The sequence below is a fragment of the Streptomyces sp. A1277 genome (assembly GCF_004795015.1).
Classification (GTDB): domain Bacteria; phylum Actinomycetota; class Actinomycetes; order Streptomycetales; family Streptomycetaceae; genus Streptomyces.
Genome location: NZ_SSBI01000002.1, coordinates 1 through 20,355, shown reverse-complemented (window position 1 = coordinate 20,355; position 20,355 = coordinate 1). Strand labels below are relative to the sequence as shown.

The window sequence follows — 20,355 nt, the reverse complement described above, 5'->3', positions numbered from 1 at the left end:
GTGTTGACTGTATTGGCCGCATCGACGGTCATGCGCGCCACGGTCCCTGCGCAAGCAGCTCCATCGGCCGGGCTCACCGGGCTGCCGGCAGGTGCCCGGTCCCAGGCCGTCGAGGCATGGATGAACGGCGGCAGAGGAGTGCAGCGTGAGGCAGCGAAGGCACTGACCGGCACGGTTGACGACCTGCGCGCCTTTCTGGACGGAGGACTGCACCGCGCACAGGTGGAAGACGCGCGCATGGCGATCCTTAGGATGCTTTCGACTTCAGGAAAGGGAGTCGACGCGGCGGCACAGGCAGCTCTGTCCGGCACCGACCAGGACGTACTCCACTTCGTGGAGTCCGGATACAAGGCGCCGCTGCAGGACGACCGGCGCGTCGCGGTGCTGCGGGCGATGAGCGAGGGCGGCAGGGGTGTGCAGCGCGAGGGTGAGGCGGCCCTTGACGACGGAACCCCGGAAGCCCTTGAGGAGTTCTTCAAGACAGGGTGGCCCAAGGGCGAGGAAGAGGACAACCGCGTCAGGATTCTGTCCCTCATGGCCGCCGGCGGACCGGCCGTGCAGCTGGCCGGTGAGCGTGCGATGAACGGTTCGCCGCAGGACCGGGTCAAGTTCCTGGAGTCCGGGCAGCATGTGGCGCGCGCGCGCGACCAGGAGCTGCTGACGGTCACGCAGCTTGCCGAGCTCGCGGTCAAGGCCGGTGACACGGCCAAGGCCGAGTCCGAGGACGCGCAGGAAGCGGCCACCCGGGCGGAGAAGGCGACGGCTCTGGCGAAGACCGCCTCGCAGAAGGCGGCGCTGGAGGCCCAGGAAGCGAAGGGTGACGCCGACAAGGCAGGCCGCGCCGCCACCCGAGCCGCCCAGGCTGCCGAGGGTGCGGCCGCCGCAGCTCGTACGGCCATGAAGGCCTCGAACACCGCGGTGACCGCGGCACGTACCGCATCGCAGGCCGCTGCGAACGCGGCCACGGCTGCGACGCTCGCGGGCCGGGCGGCGGTCACGGCGTACCAGCGTGCGAACGCTGCGATCGCTGATGCCGGCCAGGCGGCCAACGCCCGAAAGGCAGCCGAAGCCGCGAGCAACGCGGCCAAGGGTGCCCGTACGGCCGCGACCGCGGCATTGCGGGCGGCGGACGCGAGTGCCGCGGCGGGCAAATCGGCGATCGCGGCCGCCAGCGCCGGAACGAACGCGGCAGCGGCAGCGGCAGCCGCGGTGACGGCGAGCGAGCAGTCGGGCGTCTCGGCGAGTGAGGCGGCACGCGCACGCCGGGCCGCCGCCCAGGCGCGCTCGGCGGCCGGGCAGGCCACCGCGGCCGCCGACCGCTCCCAGCGCCTTGCCGGTACGGCGGCTTCGGCCGCCCGCGAGGCTCACAGGGCGGCCAACTCATCGGCCGACCACGCGGAAGCCGCGGCCAAGGCGGCCAATGACGCGGCCGATCACGCGGGTGAGGCGGACGCGGAGGCCAAGAAGGCCACGGCACACGCGAAGGCGGCCCGCGATGCCGCCAACGTGGCCACGGACGCCGCCCTCCAGGCGGCCAACGTCCAGAAGGTGGCCCGCGAGGCCGAGCAGGTCATGCTCGAGCAGGACGAGTCGGACACCACTGAGGACGCGACGCTCCTGAAACAGATACAGGACGAGACCGCTGCCGTTGACAAGAACGCCCGGACGCAGGCCGCGCAGATGGACGCGGAGACCAAGCAGCTCATCGACGGCGCCGAGGCCAAGGCCGGTTCGGACAAGCCTGGCGCCGCCGCCCTCGCCCGTAAGGCCGCGGTGAACCTGCTCGGTAGCAGCAGTGTCTGGACCCGGCAGTCTGCGGGGCAGGCCCTGGCCGGCACCGATGACGACATGTTGATCTGGCTGGAGAGCGGTCGCGTCGAGGCGGCGGAGGCCGATGACCGGGAAGCGTTGCTGCACTTCGCGCAGATTGGCACGGCCAAGACCGCGGCCGCCGCGGAATCCGTGCTCGCCCAGGGCCACGAGGCGATCAAGGAGTACCTGACGGTCGGAATCCTCGAGACGCAGTTCGATGAATTCCGGATCCAGACCCTCCGTGTGATGGAAGGCGCGGGCCCGGGCGTGACGGCCGCCGGCAACGCGGCTATGGACGATGGTTCGGCACCAGCGCTGTGTACGTTCCTGACCTCGGGGTACCCCAAGGCGCTCGCGGACGACGAGAAGGTCGAAACCCTGCGGATCCTGGAGAACGGCGGATCCTACGTACAAGCTGCCGCGCGTAACTCCATGGCCGGTCCCGCATGGATGCGCTCGGTGTTCGTGACCCGGATCCAGTACGAGCAGGCTCAGGCGGACGAGGACACCGCCGCACACGTGGCGGCCGTCCAGGCGCAGGTCAGCCTCGCTGCGAAGGCCGCGTTCACCGCGCACCAGGACGCCAACCTCGCCTCGGAGGCGGCCGCCCGTGCACGGGGCGCTGCCGCAGAAGCCAAGGGCTACGCCGACGCGGCGGCGGCCTCGGCCAAGACGGCCGGGGAGCACGCGGACCGCGCCCGCGCCAGTTCGGAGGCTGCGGACAAGTCGGCGGAGCGGGCGGCCGCCTCAGCGCAGCGGGCCAAGTCGGCTGCCGCGACCGCGCAGAAAGCCAGCCGGGCCGCGAACTACTCGGCGAAGAAGGCCACCGCCTCCGCGGTCCAGGCCAGCAACTCAGCGGCGAGCGCCGCCTCGTCCGCGAACAAGGCCCGTGCGGCCGCGATCGCCGCCGGCGAGGACGCCGCGGCCGCCAACCAGGCAGCGCGGGAAGCCTATGCGGCCTACATAGCGAAGGATCAGGAGGAGCAGAAGGCCAAGGTGAAGAAGCTGCGTGAGGAGGCGCAGCACAACGAGGAGAACGGGTACCGTCCGCAGGACGATTCATCCAATGACGACGTCGAGTTCGACATGTATGACAATGCGGGGATTCCCGATGGTGTGCGGGACATCGTCGGCTTCTTCAGCCTGCGTGGAGCATTCGACACTGTTGCACTGACCATTCTCGGCCGCTTCGACGAAGCGAAGGAATCCCTCATGGGATTCATTGGCCCCTTTTTCACTGGACAGGTCGGTGGAGCGGTGAGTTCGGGAATCCAGATCGGCCCGGCGACACGTGTGATCGGCAGAGCAGGCGTCAGGCTCTTCGGCTGGCCTGTCGCCCTGGGGGCAACCATCGTAGACTATTTGCTCCCAAAGGGCGGCCCTGTCCGCTACATCGCACCCGGCCCGTTCAACCGTCCTACGCAGCCCCCGATCTCCTGACACGGTGATGAGATGACACGGAGAGAAAGCACCTGGAAATCGCTGCAGGGTGGCGGATTCATGAGGGCATCGACTGCCGGTTTGGGTGAAATGCTACTAGGGTGGCGATCACTGCTCCTCGGCATTTGTGGAACCTTGGCCGGCTTCATTGGAGCCATCACCAACAAGGGCCTCACGACACGCCTCACTCTCATCGCGATCGGTTGTGTATCCGTTGTACTCCTGGCGGTTTCCTGGAGATACATGAAACGTCAGCAAGATGAGAAGCAGGCTCAACGGCGCAATCAGTAGCTCCGGCCGTGCATGAAAGGGCCGCCGGGGCGGGCGGTTTCCAGGGGTTGTTGCAACACGTGGTCGTGTTGATCAGGCTGCGAGCAGTTTATGCAGGCGCTCGGCTGGGGTTTCCCAGCCGAGCGTTTTGCGTGGGCGGTCATTCAGTTCAGCAGCGACGCCGTCGAGGTGTTCGCGGGGGTGGGCGGCGAGGTCGGTGCCCTTGGGGAAGGTTCAATTTGATGTGGAAGGCACTTCCCTACAACATCGATACCTACTCTGTGCCGGCAATGTACCCGCCCATCGAGGCAAGGCTCTTCGGGAGGGGCCGGGGGCCTTTGCTGGGAGCGATGGAAGGGCTGGTGGCCCTCTGGGAAACGTCTGGATCGCCCAGGGCCCGCCGGAAGGGGCCGCAGCGCGCAGTCGCTGCGCCCCTCACCGCGCTCCGCTCTACGTCCGGCTTACGCCCCTCTCGGTAAGCGTTGCAAGCTGCTTCTGGATGAGACGGGCCCGAGGCGATCACTCGTTGTGGTGCCCCAGCACCGCTGGCGGCGCGGGCTCAGGGGCGGCCTCGGTGGTCGGGGCTGGGACCGCCCACTCCATGCCCAGCGCCGCGAGGGCGGCCAGCTGCTCCACGGTGAGCTTGTCCCGCCTCGCCTTGGTGTTGGACAGCCATACGCCCAGTCGCACCGGCACCGTCTCGCCGTCGACCACCGCGTCCACGACCGCCCCGCGCGGGACGGGCTGGCCGGTACCTTCGCGCTCCACCCACTGGGTGAGGGCTGCCAGGCCGCGCTGGAACGCGGCTTGGGCCTTGCTGCCGGCCTTCGCCGGGCCCCTGGCTGTGCGCGACGTCGCAGGGGCGGCCGACGATGCCGTTGCGCCCTGGATGCCGAGCTTGATGAGCTGGTCGCGCTGTGTGGGCAGGAGCTGCGCCCACGTGCCTGGCTCCTGTTGCCGCCAGCGCCAGGTGCCGATGTCGTCGCCGTCGAAGGTGACGCCTGGCGCGATGTCGGGGAGGTGGCCGTCGGCGTCGACGAGGTCGGCGAGGACCCGGTAGTGGCGTTGCCAGTTCAGCGGCCACGGGCAGTTCCAGTCCTCGTCGATCGCGGCGAGCTGCGCGGCTCGTTTCGCGGCCCTGTCCCGGTCCTTGCCGAGACCGTCCTTGCGGCGGAGGTTGACGAGGTGCTGCCCGATGGGCACGGACTCGGTGCCGGCCGGGTCGTCCCAGACCGCGTCTTGCCGGGGCGCGAGGTGCCCGGTGGCCCGCCGGTACGAGCGCAGGGCGGCGAGCTTGCTCTCCCAGGCTTCCTCGCCCGGCTCCCAGACCATCCCGGCCTCCGGCGCGTCGAGGAGTTCCTCGCGGTGCGGATCGAGCTCCCCGGCCCGCCGGGATTTCCGCTGTTGGTGCACCCACCTTCCAAGCGGAAAATTCTTCGTCACGCCGACTTCGACCTCGACGTCGTAGGGAACGGCGCGCAGGCCGGTGATCTCGTTCTCCTTCCGCCAGCGGAGCAGGGCCTGGTAGCCCTCCAGCCAGACCAGGGATTCCGGCCGGTAGACGCGGGTGCGCAGGAACGCGGAGATGGTGGCTGCGTCGCGGGGGCTGGAGAAGTGCAGCAGCGCGGACTCGGCTGCCGCGTCGGCGCCGTCGTGCTCCTGGCCCTCGCCGTCGCCGTCGCTCTCGCCGCCGGCGCCAACGATCTGCCCGTTCTCGTCGCGCTGGACGTGGATGGTGCGCTGGCCGCTGGTGAGTGCGCGGGAGGCCAGCTGCTCGACGAGGTGGGCGTCATGCGAGCGCAGGCCCTGGAGTACAGCGACCAGTCCGGCGTATGAAGAAGAGGCGACCATGTCGGTCGGGTCTTCGCCGGGCTCCAGGAACACCGGGACGATGATGCGGGCGACCTTGGTGGAGCCGTCGCGGTTGAGGCGGAGCGCGCGGCCGATGTTCTGGACGATCTCGACCTGGGAGCCACGGGTGTCGGCGAAGCAGATCGAGTCGACGCCCCGTGTGCCGGTGATGTCCACCCCCTCACCGAGGACGCGACAGCTGGCGAGGAAGGCGCGGTGGACTCGGTGGCCGGTGGTGTCGATGCCGTTGGCGAACTGCCGCAGGACCTCGCGCCGCTCGGTGACGAGGTGGTCGCCGCACAACCAGGCGGACCAGACGCGGTCCGGGGGTACGTGGCGGCCGGCCTCCAGCTCGTAGAACTCCGCGTCGATCGAGGAAGCGGGGAGCTGGTCGGCGGCGGCCAAGTCCTCGTCGGAGGCATCGTTGACGTACAGCTCGGCTGCGGTCTCTGGGAGCTTGTCCGCGAACGCGCGGGCTTCTTCGACTTTCTGGTGGAAGGTCATTGCGATCTCTCGGGTTCGTGTCGGTGGTGGTGAGAGTCGGTCGTGCTGGTCCAGGGGGACGGTGTTTTGGTGCTGGTCAGCGGGTGTTTGTGGGCGAGGTGATCGCTGTCATGAGGCGAGAGATTTGCGGGCGGGATCGCTGTCGTGGGGCTTTATCGCATGGGGGCTGATGCTGTCTCAGGTTCGTGAGTTCTGATGTGGTGAGGTTGGTGGGGCCGGTGTGATCGTGGGGTGGATCAGGGTGGAGGAGCTGGCCGGGGGGCCGGGCTGCCGAGGGCGTTGGTGGTGCGTCGTTTGCTGGAGCGGCAGCAGGCGGGGGAGTTGTCGACGCGGCATGTGCGTGCGGTCGCTGAGGTGGTGGGTGCTTCGGAGCGTACGGTGTGGCGCTGGCTGGAGCAGGCGAAGGCTTCCGGGCGGGTGGACGCGCCGGTCCGGCGGGGGTACGCGGTGTCGGACGAGGTGTGGGAGCTGCTGGGTGAGGCGGGGGGCAATGTCTCGGAGCTGAGGCGTCGGCTGGTGGCTGCCGGCGGGGAGGCCGACATTCCGTCGATGTCGACGTTGAGCCGGGTGATCCGCAGGGACCGTCGGGCGGGGCGGGCTTTGTTGACCGGGCGGGAGCCTGAGGTGGCGGGGCCGCGCCGGCCGGATCCCCTCAGCGAGCTGGGCCTGAACGTGGTGGCCGAGAAAGGCGTCGGTGGGCAGGTGTTTCTGCGGGAGCAGAAGCACCTGGCGCAGGTACCGGTCCTGGTCCCGGATGCTCAGGTGGTGCACACGCCTGCTGTGCGGTCGGTGCTGCGGACGGTTGCGCACGCGGCCGCGGTGGGGGCGGTGGTGTGTTTGTACGGTGACGCCGGCCAGGGCAAGACGGTCGCGTTGCAGTACGCCCTTTCCCAGTTGCCGCACCCGGCCAGGGTCCGTCGGGTCCATGTCGGTGTGCACCCGACGGTTCCGGAATTGCGCCGGGTGCTCGCGGATGCCCTGGAGCTGGGCAGGCGTCTGCCGCGTGGGGCGGGGGAGGCCGACCTGATGCTGGTGAACGCGCTACGGCAGCCCCGCGTTCTGGTACTGGACGAGGCACAGCGCCTTCCGGGGCTGGCGCTGGAGTTTCTGCGCGGGCTGTGGGACCACCCGGACACGGACACGGCGCTCGTGCTGGCGGGCGCGGGCAGCGAACGGGCGCTGCGCCGGGTGCCCGCGCTGGCCTCTCGGGTGCTGACCTGGGAGTTGGTGCCGCGCCTCAGCCCGCGCGAGGTGGCAACCGTCATGGCTGCCTTCCACCCGCTGTGGGAGGACGTCAGCGAGGACGATGTCGTGTGGGTGGACGAGCATGTGGGCCACGGCAATTTCCGGACGTGGGCGAAGCTCACCTCGCACCTGACCGCCGAGATCTACGGCAAGAGTCGTGCGGTGGTGGACCGCCGGTTGCTGGAGCGGGCCTGCGCACGGCTCATGGGGCCGCTGTGACCGGCGCCTCCGGTCCGGGAGAGGCTGGCGGCCACGAGGACGGTCCGCACGCGCGGGGAGGTCTTCCTTCTTCCTCCTTGTCGGCGCTGCGCGGTCCGGCCGTGCGCCGGCTGCTCGCTCTGCGACAGGACCAGAAACTGACGACCCGGCATGTACGGCTGATGGCTCAGTCGTTGGAAGTGACCGAGCGCACGGTGTGGCGGTGGCTTGCCGCTGCCGAGCGGGATGAGTCCGCGGCCGCGGAGCCCGGGGCGCGGGCCCAGAGTAAAGACCGCTTCTCCGTCACCCCGGAAGTGCGCCGCCTGCTGGCCTTGTGGAAGGGCAACGTCGCGGCGGTCCACCGTGAGCTGATCACTCGCGCGGCCAAGGGCGAGGGGGAGCCGCCTCCGTCGATTCCGACGCTGCACCGGGCGATCCGGCGTGATCTGACGCCGGGGGAGCGGGCGGGGCTCGCGGGTGGGGAGCGGGCGGCGCGCAAGCACGATGTGTTCCTGGCCCGGCCGCGGGGCTGGCGCAACCAGGCATGGGAGACCGACCACATGCAGGCGCCGGTGCTGGTCGATGTCGAGGGCAAGGCCCGCAGGCCGTGGATCACCTGGTTCACCGACTGCGCTACCAACGCGATCATCGGCGTCGCCGTCACGCCCGGGCATCCATCGCGGGAATCGGTACTGGCCGCGCTGCGCTCCGCGGTCCTGCGGGAAGACCCCTACGGCCCCTTCGGCGGTCTGCCCGAGAAGGTACGGGTGGACCGTGGCAAGGACTTCTTGTCTCGGACGGTGACGGCCGCGTTCGATCTGTTGGACGTGACGGTGGAGGACCTGCCCGCCTACACCCCTCACCTCAAGGGCACCGTGGAGGGGCTGAACCGGGCGGTGGAGAGCATGTTCCTGGCCGCGCTGCCCGGCTATGCCCGCCAGCCCCGCCCCGGCAAACGCGCCTCCCGCCCGAACGACGAAGTGCTGCTCGGCTTCGAGGACTTCACCACCCAGCTTCTGGCCTGGACGCTCTGGTGGAACACCGAGCACCGCCCCGCACCTCTGCGTGGCAGGACCCCGCTTGAGGCGTGGCAGGACGATCCCACCCCGCTGCGGGACGTGCCCGCGACAGATCTGTGGACGTTCACCCTGGAGGACGCCGGCACCCGCACGCTGACAACCCGCGGCATCCGCTTCAGGAAACGCGACTATGTGGGGCCGTGGATGACCGGCCAGGGCGGCATCCAGGTCCAGGTCCGTTTCATGCCTCACCATGATCACCGCATCGAGGTCTACCACGCGGCCACCGGCCGCTACCTTGGTCCCGCAGACCTGGCCGATGAGGCCACCGAGGAACAGGTCAGCGCCGTACGGAAGGTGCGGGCCGCGCGTGCCCGCCGCCTGAAGAGGGACCTTCAGGCTTCCCAGCGCGAGCGCTACGCCGCCGCCACCCAGGCCGGAGCCCCGCAGCGGCTCGGCGCACTGACCACCGCCCAGGCCGGGGCCGAACTTGCCCAGGCCACTGACACTGACCTGTCGGATCTGGCGCTGCCGGACCTCATCCCGCCGGCCGCGCCGCCGGCCGAGTGGCGCACACCTGCTTCCCTGGCCGCGCTCGCCACGCCAGGTCAGCCAGCCCCGCTCCCGTCCGTCAGTGATGACGCTTCCACCCCCGACGGCCTGGGCGGGCGGGCCGCACCTTCCACCACTGACGAAGACGGAGATGCCTCGTGACCGTGGCCACCTACCAGTACGTCGACCTGCCGGACGCCTCCGTGGTCACCACCCGTGCACTGCTGGCCGCCCGGGAGAACATCACCGACACAGTCGCCGCGCGGGCCATGATGTGCATCCACGGCGGCGCCGGCTTCGGCAAGACCCTTGCCGTCAACACGTGCCTGCGTGAACTCGAACCCAGTGAGGACGTCCGCCGGGTCACCTTCCGGGCCCGTCCCACCGCCCGCGCGGTGCGCTACGAGCTGTTCACCGCGCTTGACCTGGCCGGTGAGCCACCGCGCCACCCCAGTGAATTCGACCGTCTGCTGAAGACCTCCCTGGCCGAGCGCCCCCGCACCTTTCTGGTCGACGAGGCCCAGTGGCTCAACGGGGAGGCGTTCGAGTACTTCCGCTACCTGTGGGACGAACCGGCCACCCAGCTCGCGATCATCTTCGTCGGCGGGGAGGGCTGCCACACCGTGCTGCGCCGTGAACCGATGCTGTCCTCCCGCATTTTCATCTGGCAGCACTTCACTCGCCTTACCCCCAGCGAGGTCCTCGAGGCCATTCCCTTGTTTCATCCGGTCTGGGCCGACGCCGACCCCGACGACATCACGTTCGCCGACCAGCATGCCGCGCACGGCAATTTCCGCGCCTGGGCCCAGTTGACCGCCCACACCCGCACCGCCCTGGCCCGCACCGGCCGCCCCCGGGTGGATCAGGAGCTGCTGCGCTGGGCCTTCAGCCGCCTCGCCTGACCACCACGTCGCCATGCCGCCAGCCGTGCCACCGTCCGTCGCCGTGGTCCTCGACCCGGGCGACGACGCGGTCCACACGCACACAGCCCTGGCCGCCCACCATCCGCCGTCCGGCCGGATCACCCTGCACCCCGGCCCGGGCACCACCAGCGAAACCGGCCTCGCCCACGACCTTCTCGCCGCTCTGGGCAAACCGCCCCTGCTCCCGGGCCGTTTCCCTGCCGGCCGTCAGCCCGCCTGGGAAGCCGCTGCCTCCTGGATGACCGCCCTGCCCGTGAACCGGCTGACCGTCCTACGCGCCCACCGCCTCACCGTCGGCCGCGCGATGCGCCTGCTGCAGCTACATGGCCTCACCGGTGTCCACCTGACCCTGGTCTGCCACCGCCCGCACCTTCCCGCCGCTCTGCACCAGGCCCTGCGGACGGTCGACTACTCCGTCACCGCCGACTTCGAGGCTGCCCGCCGCCACTACTACGGCGCGACCACCACTGAGCACCTGCCTGCAGACGGATTCGCCCGGCCAGTCGACCGATGGCTCACCCTGCCCGCACTGGACCGCCTCGTCTCCTACGACAGCCCCCGCCCCTGCGCCGACCCGTGCACGCCACCGCCGATCGCCTGGCGGCACCGCCCACCGCCCGCGCCTCTCACCGCGCCCACCGCCCAGCGAATCGCCCACCGCCTGCACACGGCGACCGCACATCCTCGCCTCGCCGCAGCCGTCGCCGCCGCGCTGTTCACCGGCGCCTCCCTCCAACAACTCGCCACCGCCCGCCCCCGCGACTACGACACCGCCGCGGCCACGCTCGCCCTGCACGACCGCGCCCGCTACACCGACGGCTGCGCCACCCACCCCATACCGCCCTGGGCCAGCGTCTTCCTGCGGGCCGCCGTCTGCTTCACCCGGCTCGTCTCCAACGAGGACCAGGAACTGCTTGCCGCACCAGGTGACCGTGCGCACCTGCTGCGCGTGGCGGAGACGGCCAGGCTGCGCCCGCCCCAGCCGCCCGCGGCCCGCCGCAAAGGCCCGGCCGGCCGTGTGGAGTGGGACTGGCGCGAGCGGCAGGAAGCCGAGCAGTACGAAGCCATGCCGGCCAGTCGCGTCAGGCCCTCGCGACGCTGAACCCCCTGACGCATTTCGCTCGAAGGGGCAGGCTCAACCGATCGAGAAGTCGGCGAACTCGACGTCGCTGAAAGCGATGTGCAGACCGTGGGCCCGGCGGCCCCATTCGCGGAAGTAGGCGTGTCCCAGCGCGCGAGCGAGGATCACCGTCTGCTGCTGCTCGCCCGCGCCGGCATCCCGGGCGGCGAACAGCTCCCGGGCTACCTCTCCCGGCAGGTCCTGGGTGATCCACCGCACCCGCGGATCGTCAGAGGAGCCTGCAGGAGCCGCGAACCCGAATCGCGCCCTGGTATGGAAGACGAAGCCCTCCGCCTCTGCCTGGGCACGCCGCCGGGCCCGTATTCGGGGCTGCCACCGGGCCAGGACCGCTTCCTCGATCGCCTGCACCTGCAGCGGACCCGGCGGACGACGCGCTGCTGGCTTCTTCGTCACCCACCGCTGCACGGTGCGCTGCGACACCTCCAGCACGGTGGCGACCTGCCGAGTGGAACCACCGTGTGATGCCAGCAGAAACCGCAGGCGGGCCTCGGTGCTTGCAGGAACGGGCCGGGTGCGTAACGCGCGCTCCAACCCCTGCTCGATCTGTCCCACATCCGCCTCTCGAAGCGGCCAGCCGCCAGGGCAGGCATCTGCAGTCCGTCGTGTCAGTTCTCCCACGTCGCCTGCCCCTGCCTGCCCGTTCTTGCATTCTCGGGACAGCACTGGCTGCCGCAAGATATGAGCCCTTGGACGAGCACCGGCGACAAGCCGACGGCACGGGTCACGACGGAGTCGCCAGCGTCCCGGTGCTGTCCTTCGGCACGCACATGAGCCATCGATCCGTACGCGGACAGCGCCACCGCCCTGGTCGCCCGCATCTCCGGCGAGGGCGAAGAGCCGACGGCCGAGCCGGTATCCTGCCCGCGGGGCTGACGCCCTGGGCTTCGCCGACGCCCACACCGCATCCGGACACCCACACTTCCCGGACCACTGGTGGAAGGTCTTCCGGGATCGACGGACCGCTTGACGAGCACCTTGAGGATCCATCGAGCCGGGGTTGCCGTGTGGGGGCGAGGACCCGGTGCCGAGAGGACCCGTCCATGACCAAGCGCACCACCGAGCAGCAGCGCGCCCGCGAACTCCAGCGCACCGCACGCGAGCAGTGCACAGACCTCGGCTACCACGAAGCCCTCAACTGGGTACGTGATGCCGCCGAGTCGCAGGCCAAGTTTCCGGGCAAAATCGCCGTCCCTGTGCCGCACGATCACTGCGTCATGCTCTTCGAGGCGGACACGGACCCCGAGTACATCCGCAACGCGATCACGCCGCTTTCCGCAGCCGAAGTCGAGCTCCGTAATGAACTCCTCCAGCGGAGGAACGCTCTGATGGACGACCACACCAAGGCGGAGATCATTGCCATGATCCTCAGGAGGTGGCGCTATCCGGGCGAGAATCTCGCACGCTGGACCAAGCAGGAGCTCGCCAACGAGCTGGTGGACGGCGAGGACGGCCGCGAGCGCTACGAGGCGTACGGGCGGGTGGCACTGCGCAACGGAAAGCCAATGCCCGGCTCACGCTCCCTTTGCGGAGGCGCCGGCTGCTCCGGCCACGACAGTGCGACGCCCTGGCCGGAAACCCGCGCGCGCTTCCGCGCCCAAGGGCCCTGCGTCGACGCACAGAGCGCCCCTCGGTGACCGGCGTCGTCTTGGCGGAGGCCCGGATGACCATCCCGCGCCGCCGGTAGCCGGCCCTTGGGTATCCGCTGCAACATCCGAAGCGTGTTGCACCCCTGACCTGCACAAACGCCGACCAACGGTCGGGCTGGGCGCGTGCGATGTCCTCGACACCACCCTCGTCCAGCCGGCCTCGTCGCGGAGATCAGCGCTCACATGTCCGTCGACACCGCGGCAGGGTCTACCTGTATCCGACCCTGCGCCTGGACGTGGCTGCCGGGTTCGGCGCGGCCCGGCCGCGGCCGCAGGATGATCGACTACACCAACTCCAAGGGGCGAGGCTGCCCAGGCGCCTTCCTGACGGACCATGCGAGGTGATATCACTACCGTGAGTGATCTTGCGTGGCAGTAGGGGCCGGGGGTGGGCTGTGGCAGGGAGGCTTGAGCCGGGAAGGGATGGAGCCCGGCCGGTATTCGAGGGCTTTCCGGAGCCCAAATCGCCAGAGGTCGTCGTGCTTGCGCCGCCGACCCAGAGCGCTCCCTTGCCCACGCCTCAGGTGTACCTGCAATACATCTACGACGCTGACGACTGGGAGGACTTCACCGTCGAGTGGGTCCACCAGTTCGGTACGTGGTCTGGTCGTCCCTACGTCCGAGTTCAGCGGATGGGTGGGGCCGGCGACCGCGGAGCGGACGTCGCAGCCTGTCTCTCCGAGCAAGGCACCGCAGGCGAGTGGCACTGCTACCAGTGCAAGCACTACCTCAAGCCGCTCGGGCAATCAGACGCCTTCCCAGAGATGGTGAAGATCTTCGTCGCGAAGATCCTCGGCACGTACGAGCTGCCCACGCGCTATGTCTTCGTCGCACCAAAGATTGGCACGGGACTCGAACGACTCCTGCTCAACCCGCCCCAGCTGAAGGACGAGTTCTTCGCGGCGTGGGACGACAAGGACTCCAAGCTCGGGACCAAGCCCAAGCTCACCCCGGAGATGCGTACAGCTGTGGGCGCGCTGGCGCAGGCGACGGACTTCTCGATGTTCGAAGCCCGGAACCTCGACGAGATTCTCGAACTGCACGCTGCGACCCCCCACCACGTTAGGCGCTTCCCACAACCGCTTAAGCAGCGCCCTGCCGCCGATCCGGCCCCACCTGACCAGGCACCACACGAAGCCGTCTACGTCCGCAAGCTGCTGGACGCCTACAACGCGAAGCACGGCCTCGCCTTGGAGACGCTGCAACAGGCCCGCGACCATGCGAAAGTCAGCGGCCATCTCTTCCGCCAGCGTGCCGCCTTCTTCCACGCCGAGTCGCTGTGGCGTTTCGCGCAGGAGAGTGTCCCGGAAGCGACCTACACCGCGATCGAGACCGACCTGTACGACGCCGTGATCGAGATCGAAGACCGCGACCATGGCAGCGGCTACGCACGGCTGGAAGCCGTACTGGACGCGGCTGTCGCCCACACACCGAACCCGGCGAACATCCTCGCCCCCGTGGTGAAGGTCATCGACCTCAAGGGCATGTGCCATCGTCTGGCCAACGACGACCGGCTGACCTGGTGCAAAGAGGAGACCCCGTGACCCCCCTCAACGGCCCCGTGGAGGCCGGGATGCGCGCTCTGGTCCTCCTGGCAGAGACCTTCCCCCGCCGCCTGGACGTCGCCCAGCTCGTCTACCTGGACCACGCCATGCTCCACAGCGGCGACCTCGACCACGGCCCCGCCAGTCTCCACCCCGACCTCCCCGCCGGCCCCGGCGAGCTCGGCCTGCGCCGACGCCTCATCGAACAGGGCCTCATGGTCCTGCTACGCGCCGGCCTCGCCGACATGACGACCACCGACCACGGCTTCATGTACGAGGCCACAGACGAGGCAGCGAGCTTCCTCAACGCCCTGGAAGCTCCCTATGTCGGGCAGCTCATCGAACGGGCTGACTGGCTCACCAGCACCTACATGCATGAAGGAACGGACGTCCGCGAGGGCATGAAGCAGATCACCCAGCGCTGGTCTGACCGCATCCATGTGAGCCCCGGCGACCTCGGAGAGGACGTCCTGTGATCAGACTGACGCTCGTCCACCTGACCTTCCTCGGCATGGACAAGCCTCCGGCGGCAGTGGAATTCAGTCCCGGCCTGACGGTCATCTACGGAGCCTCGGACACGGGCAAGTCCTACGTCGAAGAGGCCGTGGACTACATGCTGGGCGCCAGCGAACTCAAGTCGATCCCGGAGGACGACGGCTACACCCGCATTCTCCTCGGCCTACGGGTGAGCGACGGTCGCAGCCTCACTCTGTCCCGCGCGATCGGCGGCGACACCATCGAGGTGTTCAACCACGATCTCCGAGAGATGCCATCGGAGCCAGCGGACGAGACTCTCAAGTTCAAGCACAACGCCAAGTCGAAGAAAAACATCTCCCGCTACCTGCTGACCGTCCTGGGAATCGACGGCCAGCGGATCCTCCAGAGCGGCCGCGGCAACGTGCTGCCGCTGAACTTTCGGGACCTCGCGCGCCTGGCCGTCGTCAACGACACACGCATGGCAGATCAGCACTCTCCGGTACTGGGCACCCGAAATCCCCTGAACGAAACCAGGGAGAAGTCGGTCTTCAAACTCCTCCTCAGCGGAGAGGAAGAGCCGGAACGCCCTGCAGCGCCAAGCAATCTGGAGAAGCAGTTCGGCAAGGGGAAGATCGCGGTCATCGACCACCTGATCGACGAGAACCGCGGAAAGCTCACGATGGAGGCAAACCAGTCGCAACTGCGGGAGCAACTCGACCGCCTGCAGGCGGCCCTCGGCGAGGTGACCACCGCCGCCGTCGAACTTGCTGAAATCCGCACCAGCCTTCTCCGTGACCGCCGGGGCCTGGAAGAAATCAACCTCGCGGCCCAGCAGCGGGGCGACGAGGTCGAGCAGCTGCTCGCACGATTCGCTCTGCTGAAAGAGCAGTACGAGTCAGACTTGGCCCGGCTCCAGATGGTCGGTGAAGCCGGAACCCTACTAGGCTACTTCCAGACCGGGACCTGCGTCTTCTGCGGCGCCGAGCCCCAACACCAGCACCCGGAGCACCACCTCGCCGAGAGCACCCAGCTGGCAGCGTCTGTATCTACCGAGACGCGTAAGACAACAGATCTGCTCAGCGACCTGCTCCTCATGATCGAGGACTTGGAAGAGCAGGCAGCGGAAATTGAATCGGCCCGTGCTGCCCGACACGAAGAGCTCACACACAACGCTGCGGAGCTCCGCGCACTCGATCAACGGATGCAACCTGTCGACACGGACGCCACCGAACTACTGAACGCCCGCTCACGGGTCGAAAACGAGCTGGCCCTGCACGCTCAGATCGAGCAGCTCGAAGACCTCAAGGCATCGCTGTCCACCGTGGCTCCCGCTCCGCCGACTGCCCGTCCCGACGGCATCCCCGCCGCCGACGTCGCCGACTTCGAGCGCATGATCCATGAGACCTTGGAAGCCTGGCATGTTCCGGGGAGCAACCGCGTCCGCTACGACCCAACGACTGCCGAGCTCTCCGTTGACGGACAGCCGCGAAAGAGCCGCGGCAGGGGCATGCGATCCATCCTCCACGCCGCCTTCGCCGTATCACTTGCGCGCCGGAACACAGCCCGCGACCTGATCCACCCGGGCTTCGTCGTGCTCGACACTCCGGTCCTCACCTACCGCCGGCCCGAAGACCCGCACGAAGACCGTCCCGAGCTGATGACCGCCGACGTCGCCGAGAACTTCTACCGCGACCTCCTGGAGAATCCGCCGGGCCAGGTCATCGTGATCGAGAACCCGACACCGCCAGCGAGCATCAGAGGGCGTGCCACCGTCCACGCATTCAGCGTGGACGGTTCGGAACGCCAAGGATTCTTCCCACCCCGAGAAAGGCAGTGAGCACCAGCCGCCCACCACGGACAGCCGGACGTGCCTCGGTCAGGCCCAGTCCACCCCCAGCTTCGTGAGGGCGGCGAGCTGGTCGGCGGTGAGCTTGTCGCGCCGGCTCTTGGTGTTCGAGACCCACACGCCCAGCCTCACCACCACCGGCTCCACCTCGCCCTCGACCGCGATCTCCTCCCCGTGGGCGCGCGGCACCGGCCGGTCCGCACCTTCCCGCTCCACCCACTGCGCAAGGGCTGCCAGGCCCCGCTGGAACGCCTGCTGCGCCTTGCTCGGCCCCTTCGCCGCACGGTCGGCTGCCGGGGCTGGTGGCGGCGCCTGGGCGGGTTCCACGCCCAGGGCGGTCAGTCGCTCTTGCTGCTCGGGCAGCAGCCGCGCCCAGGTAGCCGGCTGCTTCTGCTGCTGGAGCCACCGGCCGATGTCGTCGCCGTCCATGAGGACGCCTGGGGCGATGTCGGGCAGCTGGCCGTCAGCGTCGACCAGGTCCGCCAGGACGCGCTGGTGCCTCTGCCAGTCCAGCGGCCAGGGGCAGTTCCAGTCCTTGTCGATCGCGGCGAGCTGTGCGGCCCGGGTTGCCGCGGTGTCCTCGTCCTTGCCCAGACCGTTCTTCGTGCCCTTCCTGCGGAGGTTGGCCATGTGCTGCCCGATGGGCACCATGGCCTCGCCCTCGCCCCACACCGCGTCCTGACGCGGCGCGAGATGCCCTGTCGCCCGCCGGTACGACCGCAGTGCGGCCAGCTTGGCCTCCCAGGCTTCCTCGCCCGGGTCCCAGAGCATCCCGGCCTCCGGAGCGTCCAGCAGGGTCTTGCGGCGATCCTCCAGCTCCCCGACCCGTCGTGCCTTGCGCTGCTGGTGGACCCACCGCCCGAGGGGGAAGTCCTTGGTGACGCCGACCTCGACCTCCACGTCGTACGGGACGGCGTAGACGCCGGTGATCTCGTTCTCCGCCCGCCAGCGGATGAGGGCCTGGTAGCCCTCCAGCCACACCAGCGACTCCGGCCGGTACACCCGGGTGCGCAGGAACGCCGCGATCGTCGCCGCGTCGCGCGGGCTGGAGAAGTGGAGCAGCGCGGACTCGGCAGCGGCGTCGGTGTCGTCGCCCGGCTCCTGGTCGTCGCCCTCGCTCTCGCCGCCGGCCCCGACGATCCGCCCGTCCTCGTCACGCTGGACGTGGATCTTGCGCTTCCCGCTCGTGAGTGCGCGGGAGGCAAGCTGTTCGACCAGTCGTTCGTCATGCGAGCGCAGGCCCTGGAGGACCGCTACGAGGGGGCGGAAGCTGGCGCTGGCGACCATGTCGGTCGGGTCCTCGTTCGGCTCCAGGAACACCGGCACGATGATCCTGGCCACCTTGGTGGAGCCGTCCTTGTTGAGCCGCAGCGCCCGGCCGATGTTCTGGACGATCTCCACCTGCGAGCCGCGGGTGTCCGCGAAGCAGATCGAGTCGACTCCCCGCTCGCCGGTGATGTCGACGCCCTCCCCGAGCACGCGAACGCTGGCGAGGAAGGCACGGTGGACCCGGTGTCCGGCCGCGTCGATGCCGTTGGCGAACTGGCGGATCTTCTCGCGCCGTTCGGCGACGGTGTGGTCGCCGCACAGCCACGCCGACCACACCCGGTCCGGGGGTACGTGGCGGCCGGCCTCCAGCTCGTAGAACTCCGCGTCGATCGAGGACTTCGGCAGCTTGTCAGCGCCGGCCAGGTCTTCATCGGAGGCATCGTTGACGTACAGCTCGGCTGCCGTCTCCGGCAGCTTCTCCGCGAACGCGCGGGCCTCTTCGACCTTCTGGTGGAACGTCATGACCGTACGGAGGTTGTACGCGGCGGCGTGCTCCAGGAGCGCGGTCTGCAGGAGCGCCAGGCGCCGGCCCCGCCGCGCCTCCTCCGACTCCCCGATCGCGGGGGAGGGATCGCGGATCTCCAGCACGTCGATCTCGAACCCGGCGAGGATCTCCCGCTCGATCGCCTCGCTCAGCCCGAGCTCCGCGAGCCACGCGCCGTACGTCCCGTTCGGGTCGTCGGCCATGGTCGCGATCTCCGCCTCCTGGCCGTCCGCGCCCTTCTGAGGGCGGGCCGCGGCGAGGATGCGTGGCGTGGCGGTCAGGTACAGCCGGAAGTCCGCCGGGATGCGGGCGTTGTCGTGGATCGCCGCCCACGGACGGCCAAGATCACCAGCGGTTCCGTGGGCCTCATCCACGATCGCGAGGTGGAAGCCGTCCATGCGCTGGCCGTAGAGCCGCTCCCCGCCCGCCAGAGCGGCCTCCAGTGGCCCGCGAACCTTCCGCTGGCCCTCGGGTGCGTCGATGTCCTCGCGGTCCACGAGCGAGGCGTACGTGGCGAACACGATGACCGGCCCGTGCCCGGCCCAAAGGGCGAGCTGGATCGGGTTCGTGGTGGTGCGCACCCCGAGCGAGTTGAGGACCGCGTCGTTCTCCAGCGAGCACACCGCGACCATCGGCGCCCGGTGGCCCACCGCCCGCCACGCCTGGGCGGTCTGCGCGAGCAGGTCCAGGGTCGGGACGGTGACGAGGATCCGGCCGTCCGCGAAGCTCTCCAGCGCGCACGCGGCGGCCGTGATCGTCTTGCCCGAGCCGGTCGCTGACACGATCGTGCCCCGGGCACCCTGCGGGGGCACAGATGACCTTGCAGGGAATCCCACCCACCTACGAAACGCCGACCGCTGATCTACCTGGTGTTCCTTAAGCCGAATCGCTGACATTCTGTTCCTCCCCGAGCGCTGAATTCGTGTGGCCTTTTCAGAGGGCCGCATGCGGAATGCAGGCCGCGCCCAGGTCGTTCCAGATCGACGCACCAGCCTTGTGCCAGCCACCGGGCTTTCCGTCCTTGAAGGGCGGCTTGTCGTCCGGGTCGTAGTGACCGGCATCGAGCGTGCAGACGACGTAGTACCCATCGCTGTTGACCGTCTGCGCGGTGCACAGACCGCCGGCCTCACCCAGCGCCTCCAGCACCTGGCGGCGCACCGTGGTGTGCGGGTAGGTGGCCGGCAGTACGGCTTCCCGGACGTACCGCTCCAGCCGCACCAGGTCGGCCCGCTCACGCTGCCTCACGTCCGCGATGTGTACGGCCAGTTCAGCGGCCCCGGCCGACCGGCCGCCGCGCCGGGACCACTCCCGGTCCGCGATGCCCACCAGGGCCTCGCTCACGGCCGTCACGCCCTTGTCCCAGCCGTCCCCGAACTCCGGGCCACGCGGGCGCGGCGCCATGCCGCCCAGCTCCACGACCTCGCACTGCGCCCCTGCTACCGCCCCGGCCTCCAGCGCGGCCACCAGGTTGTCCGCCTCGCTCGCGGGCACGCCCTGCGCCTCCAGGAGCCCGAACAGCCGGAGCCGGGCTTTGACGCCCGCCGTCTGATACTGGCCCACCCGGCGGATGGAATCGCTGCTCAGCGCGGGATCGGGTCCGGTAGATTCGTGGTGACCGGTCATCTTCGGTCGTTCCTCTCGGAATTCCGGGGAGGTTCCCGGGTGGTTGGGGGTGTCCTGTGTTTCCGCCAACGGTACATGGTGCATCACTTCGATGTACTCGCTACACCAGAACTCACACGAACGAGCAACCCCTCACCTCGTAGCCAGCCTGGCCCGCGTCAGCGGGCCCAAAGCCCTGGAGGCGCGCCGGAAGGGCCGTCAGGTCGGGGAGCGGAGCGACCCGGCCTGACCCAGACTGGAGCGCAGCGGAAGCCTGGCAGCGGGACATAGTCCCGCCAGTCCGGGAGCGCAGCGGACGGACTGTCACCCCCGGTGCGCAGCACCGGGGGTGGGCGGGTGGCGAAGCCACCCGCTGGCGCTCTCGCGGAGCGGGAGCGCAACCCCCGCGCGCAGCGCGGGGGTTCGCTTGCACATCGCGCAGCGATGTGGTACCCGCGGAGCGGGTACCACA

Annotated in this window: 12 protein-coding genes and 2 pseudogenes; 9 read left to right on the top strand and 5 right to left on the bottom strand. The window is 69.5% G+C overall.

Annotated features, from left to right (window positions below):
* Nucleotides 1-3,252, top strand: a complete 3,252-nt coding sequence (locus E6R18_RS01470; protein ID WP_168712257.1) for an ALF repeat-containing protein — start codon at nucleotides 1-3, stop codon at nucleotides 3,250-3,252.
* Nucleotides 3,253-3,615: 363 nt separating this feature from the next.
* On the opposite strand, the pseudogene E6R18_RS34590 reads toward E6R18_RS01470, so the two are convergent.
* Nucleotides 3,616-3,753: pseudogene (locus tag E6R18_RS34590) on the bottom strand (IS30 family transposase); the annotation flags it as partial.
* A 360-nt stretch (nucleotides 3,754-4,113) separates the two neighbouring features.
* Nucleotides 4,114-5,877 (bottom strand): annotated as a pseudogene (locus tag E6R18_RS34365) (Helicase associated domain protein); the annotation flags it as partial.
* A gap of 294 nt (nucleotides 5,878-6,171) precedes the next feature.
* Between E6R18_RS34365 and E6R18_RS01460 the strand changes: the two are divergent.
* The 4 genes from E6R18_RS01460 to E6R18_RS01445 are packed head-to-tail and all read left to right on the top strand — an operon-like array spanning nucleotide 6,172 to nucleotide 10,916.
* Nucleotides 6,172-7,341 (top strand): ATP-binding protein, encoded by a 1,170-nt coding sequence (locus E6R18_RS01460; protein WP_136314994.1) that lies wholly within the window; start codon nucleotides 6,172-6,174, stop codon nucleotides 7,339-7,341.
* On the top strand, nucleotides 7,338-9,053 hold the full coding sequence (locus tag E6R18_RS01455) for a Mu transposase C-terminal domain-containing protein (protein WP_136314993.1): 1,716 nt from the start codon (nucleotides 7,338-7,340) through the stop codon (nucleotides 9,051-9,053). Before E6R18_RS01460 ends, E6R18_RS01455 begins: the two co-directional genes overlap by 4 nt.
* Complete coding sequence (locus tag E6R18_RS01450; RefSeq protein ID WP_206308191.1) at nucleotides 9,050-9,793, top strand: ATP-binding protein; 744 nt, start codon at nucleotides 9,050-9,052, stop codon at nucleotides 9,791-9,793. Before E6R18_RS01455 ends, E6R18_RS01450 begins: the two co-directional genes overlap by 4 nt.
* A 13-nt stretch (nucleotides 9,794-9,806) precedes the next feature.
* The gene (locus E6R18_RS01445; protein WP_240799550.1) at nucleotides 9,807-10,916 is read left to right on the top strand and encodes a hypothetical protein; all 1,110 of its coding nucleotides are present in this window, start codon (nucleotides 9,807-9,809) and stop codon (nucleotides 10,914-10,916) included.
* 33 nt (nucleotides 10,917-10,949) lie between these two features.
* Here E6R18_RS01445 and E6R18_RS33915 read toward each other — a convergent pair whose 3' ends face one another.
* Complete coding sequence (locus E6R18_RS33915; protein ID WP_168712256.1) at nucleotides 10,950-11,507, bottom strand: helix-turn-helix domain-containing protein; 558 nt, start codon at nucleotides 11,505-11,507, stop codon at nucleotides 10,950-10,952.
* 488 nt (nucleotides 11,508-11,995) lie between these two features.
* On the opposite strand from E6R18_RS33915, the gene E6R18_RS01435 reads away from it, so the two are divergent.
* The 4 genes from E6R18_RS01435 (at nucleotide 11,996) to E6R18_RS01420 (ending at nucleotide 16,459) form a co-directional block, all read left to right on the top strand.
* A complete protein-coding gene (locus E6R18_RS01435) occupies nucleotides 11,996-12,589 on the top strand; it encodes a hypothetical protein (protein ID WP_136314991.1) in 594 nt (197 codons plus the stop codon).
* A 536-nt stretch (nucleotides 12,590-13,125) separates the two neighbouring features.
* Nucleotides 13,126-14,145, top strand: coding sequence for an ABC-three component system protein (locus E6R18_RS01430; protein WP_136314990.1), 1,020 nt, complete (start codon nucleotides 13,126-13,128; stop codon nucleotides 14,143-14,145).
* Nucleotides 14,142-14,621 carry an ABC-three component system middle component 2 gene (locus E6R18_RS01425; RefSeq protein ID WP_136314989.1) on the top strand — a complete coding sequence of 160 codons (480 nt, stop codon included), beginning with the start codon at nucleotides 14,142-14,144 and terminating at the stop codon, nucleotides 14,619-14,621. The genes E6R18_RS01430 and E6R18_RS01425 overlap by 4 nt, the downstream gene beginning before the upstream one ends.
* Nucleotides 14,618-16,459, top strand: a complete 1,842-nt coding sequence (locus tag E6R18_RS01420; protein ID WP_136314988.1) for a hypothetical protein — start codon at nucleotides 14,618-14,620, stop codon at nucleotides 16,457-16,459. The genes E6R18_RS01425 and E6R18_RS01420 overlap by 4 nt, the downstream gene beginning before the upstream one ends.
* Nucleotides 16,460-16,498: 39 nt before the next feature.
* Here the strand turns inward: E6R18_RS01420 and E6R18_RS01415 are convergent, their stop codons facing one another.
* Nucleotides 16,499-19,177 carry a DEAD/DEAH box helicase gene (locus E6R18_RS01415; RefSeq protein WP_136314987.1) on the bottom strand — a complete coding sequence of 893 codons (2,679 nt, stop codon included), beginning with the start codon at nucleotides 19,175-19,177 and terminating at the stop codon, nucleotides 16,499-16,501.
* A 37-nt stretch (nucleotides 19,178-19,214) separates the two neighbouring features.
* Entirely contained in the window at nucleotides 19,215-19,904 is a 690-nt protein-coding gene (locus E6R18_RS01410; protein ID WP_136314986.1) for a hypothetical protein, read from the bottom strand.
* Nucleotides 19,905-20,355: the final 451 nt, after the last annotated feature.

What these genes read in the sequence shown, in the direction of transcription:
- E6R18_RS01445 (WP_240799550.1), top strand. Translation starts at nt 9,807, where the DNA reads ATGCCGCCAGCCGTGCCACCGTCCGTCGCCGTGGTCCTCGACCCGGGC.
- E6R18_RS01435 (WP_136314991.1), top strand. Translation starts at nt 11,996, where the DNA reads ATGACCAAGCGCACCACCGAGCAGCAGCGCGCCCGCGAACTCCAGCGC.
- E6R18_RS01415 (WP_136314987.1), bottom strand. Translation starts at nt 19,177, where the DNA reads ATGTCAGCGATTCGGCTTAAGGAACACCAGGTAGATCAGCGGTCGGCG.
- E6R18_RS01410 (WP_136314986.1), bottom strand. Translation starts at nt 19,904, where the DNA reads ATGACCGGTCACCACGAATCTACCGGACCCGATCCCGCGCTGAGCAGC.